2 protein-coding genes and 1 pseudogene are annotated in these 3,559 nt (G+C 61.3%); all 3 read right to left on the bottom strand.

The genetic code is table 11. The features are described 5' to 3' along the window. Nucleotides 1-296 precede the first annotated feature (296 nt). Entirely contained in the window at nt 297-1,700 is a 1,404-nt protein-coding gene (locus tag ABX749_RS26250; RefSeq protein WP_372898613.1) for an aminotransferase class III-fold pyridoxal phosphate-dependent enzyme, read from the bottom strand. 206 nt (nt 1,701-1,906) lie between these two features. Further along, nucleotides 1,907-2,650 carry a uracil-DNA glycosylase family protein gene (locus tag ABX749_RS26255; RefSeq protein WP_372898612.1) on the bottom strand — a complete coding sequence of 248 codons (744 nt, stop codon included), beginning with the start codon at nt 2,648-2,650 and terminating at the stop codon, nt 1,907-1,909. Nucleotides 2,651-2,654: 4 nt separating this feature from the next. After that, a pseudogene (locus ABX749_RS26260) lies at nt 2,655-3,559 on the bottom strand (hypothetical protein); the annotation flags it as partial.

Genomic DNA, 3,559 nt, shown 5'->3' on the forward strand with positions numbered 1-3,559 from the left:
CGCAATTCACCGTACAGATCTTGCAGATCGTCGACCGTCATCGGCCGAGCTTTCGTCTTGTCGTTCAAGCAAGTTCACCGCCAAGAGGAAACAGAAGCGAGGAGACCAAAAGTTTAACAACCTTTGGTCTCGGCGTGTCAAGCTTTCGGGCAGGCAGGACAAGGAGTCGGCCACCAATCGCACGGGTAGACGTGTTGGTGTGCAGGCTTCAGCCGCCCACTTTCGCTGCGTCGCAGCGACCGGGAATCGCCTCAAGGCTAGACACCAACGGGTGCTGAAACCCCAGCGACCAAGCACTACGGCAGCGTGGCGAGTCCCCGGTCGAGCAGCTCGATGGCGTGATCGATGTGTGCTTGGGTCGTCGTTGCCGGTGGCGGCAGAAACCGGATGCGTGTCGGATCGCCGCCGCAGACGAATCCCAGCAAGCCGATGTCAAACAGGTGCATCATCAACTTCTTGGCGAAGTCGAAACTGCCATCGCCGGGGGTGAGCGCCACCATCATGCCTTCGCCATACGGGCCGCGGACCAGATCGGGATACTTTGTTGCCAGGCTCGCGAGCGCGTCTTGAAACGAGGACGCCAATTGCATGTTCTGGCCCGAGGGTCCGAAACAATTATTGCTTTCAAGGCGATTGAGCATTTCGATCCCGGTGGCGATCGACGCGGTCGCTCCGGTGAAGGTCTGGCTGAGGATCGGGCCGGTCGGTTTCATTTCGCTACTGTACAGCGTCGCGCAGACCTGGGTGATCTTTCCGACGGTGACGATGTCGGCGAACGCGTCGAGCCCGTAGTGCTGGAACGCGAAGGGGCGACTGGTCCTGGAGAAGCTTTGGACTTCATCAAAGATGATCGGCACGCCGGCGTCCTTAAGCGGCTGACAAAGCGCGGTGAAGAACTCGTGGCTGCCGGGGTAATAGCCGCCTTCACCGGCGATCGGCTCGGCCCAGAACGCGGCATAGCGTCCGGGATGACGTTTCAACAATCGATGCAGTTCATCGACCGCCCAGCGCGTGCTTCGCTCGGGATTGGCGGGATCACGAAAGGGCAAGTAGTCGACCGGGAACGTCAGCGGCAATCCCATGCGATAGTTCGGTCGGTCGGTCAGGGTCGCCATCGCAAAGGTGCGTCCGGCAAAGGCATTGTCAAACGCCAGGACGCGATCGGCGGGCGTCTTGTGATGCATCGCGATCTTCAGCGCGTTTTCATTGGCCATCGCGCCGCTGGTCGACAGCAGGCAGTGCGGCAGCTCCGCCCCGGACGCCTGGGCCAAGGCCGTCAGCTTTTCCATCATCACGACGCTGGCCGGATTCTGTTGCAAGTTGCCTTGCATCACCGTGTCTTCGATCGCCGCATCGATCGCCGCGGCGACCATACCGGGGTCACTGTGGCCGGCGCCATGGACACCGATGCCGCAAATAAAATCCAATTTGACGCTGCCGTCGGCCAGTTCCACGTAGGGACCGCGGCCGAGACCGGAGGACAGGTAGGGCCAGATCGGTGGTCCGCCGCGAACGGCCGACAATCGGTCGATCAGATCGGCGAAGGTGGATTTCAAGGATTCGGCCGAGGGACGCACCGACAATCCACTGGCATGATCACCGATCGCTTCGGCGACCAAACGTTTGGCCTGGGCGAGACGGGGGTCGTTTCGAAGGGCATCAGCGACCGTTTCGGTCGATTCGTTGGCGGATTGGCTCACGAAGGTCAGCTCGGCGGTGATCGTCGGTGAAAGAGGACAGAAAGGCACGTCGGGAGTAATGTAACCAAAGCCGGGCAACAGGTTCAGCCTTGGGTCACACGATGCGTTGAATTGGGAACAGCGACTCAATCAACAAACCGTTGGCGGCTTCCGCTCCGATTCGAACGTCAATGATGTGGTGCCGCGGAAGACTAGTCAGCCGGCGGCTACCAGACCCCTGCCTTTTCCAATTGTTTGGTCACCTTACCCGCCCAATCGTTGTTCGATGCCGGCGAGGCGGGGCTGGGGTGCAGGATGCGAGTCACTTTCGCGCGGCAGCCTTCGACCTGGACGGCCCGCTTGAGACAGGCTTCGGCATAGACGCCGACACCGACCAGGTGATCCGGGTCCAAGGTGCGGATCACGGTCAGCAAGTGCGCATCGCAGATCGCAGTGAGCCGTTCACGTTCCTCCGGCAGCAGTTTGTCGGGCGTGCGATTGCGGGCCGATTCTTCCATGAAAACCAGCGGGCAGTAATTGAGCACAAAGTGGTCTTGAAAGAAGGCGTCGGGCGTTTGGAAACGCTCTTGAAACAGGCCCCACAAGCGACGCCCGCTGACTTCGCTTCGCCGGCATTGGAATCCTTCGACCGGGCGTTTTTCGTGTTCGATCGGGGGTTTGCCGACCGGCTCGTCGATCTGCATCCAGTCGCGCACCGCGGCGACTTCACCGAATGGGACTCCCGTTTGGGCCATTCCCCAGGGTCCCGGGTTCATCCCCAACAGGACAACCTTGACGTCCTCGCTGACCTGCCCCAGATAGGCCTGGTGAGATTTCCAGGCGTAGGCGAGCGGATTGTAGACGTGGGTGACCGGCTCGGCGAAGGAAAGCAGGTCGACCGAATCAGAAAGCTCCCGTGCGGCCCGGACGAGCGCCCGAACATTGCTGTTTGTCGCGTTGCGGTTTGTCATCAGATCAGACCGCCAGGTACTCTTCGATCGCTTCGTTCAACACGTCGACCATCGGTTGCTTTCCCGTCCAGCGCTGGATGGATTCGAGCAGGATGCCGATCCGCGCTTGTTCGCGGCCGAGGACGGTGTAGCCGAGCGAGCGGATTTGATCGAGGTCGTTTTCCGGGTTGGCAAAATCCACCACCAGCGTCGCGTTCTGGCAGCGAGGCCACTGGGACACGTCGACCGTTTCGGCGATCGCGATCAATCGGGCGTGCTCGATCGCCTCGGTCGACGCCCAGGCGATCGGAGAGTGTGACTGTTCCGAAGCGATCTTGGAGGGGAAACTCGGATCGGGGGTACCGATCCAAAGCAGCGGCCCGATTTCCGTTTCGAGTGATTCGAAGTGCTTGCGAATTTCGGTTTCCAGCCACGTCGACAGAACGTTTTCGGTGTGCCATCGGCTCTCCGAGGGGTTTCCCCGCCAGTACAGATCGGACCGCTCAGCCCCCTCGTCCAGACGGGTGACCAGATTTTGGTCCAGCAGCAATCCGCGAAAGCCGAGCACTTCGGCCCCCGCGATCGCTTCGTCGATGCGGTCCGGGGGGACGTCACAGGAGAAGACCCGCCAGCCGACATCCATCGACGCGAAGGCTCGCTCGAGGGCAAACTGGGCCGGGTTTCCGGCAATGGGATGCCCGAGGACCAAAACGACGGGCTCGGTGATGCCGTCCATGACGCAAGCGAATTCGCGAGGAGGGTGGATGCGGGTGTGATCGAACGCGGTCCGTAGTCTGACCGGCAGGCATGCGACTTGGCAAGTCGGGGTGATCGCCCCCTCGCTGCGGCGCAGCGAAACGGGCGGCTGAAGCCTGCACACCAGCAGGTCACCTAAGCGATGATGTCCGTCGCCACGTTCCCGTAAACGTC

This window comes from Stieleria sp. (assembly GCF_041595215.1).
GTDB classification, from domain to species: Bacteria; Planctomycetota; Planctomycetia; order Pirellulales; family Pirellulaceae; genus Stieleria; species Stieleria magnilauensis.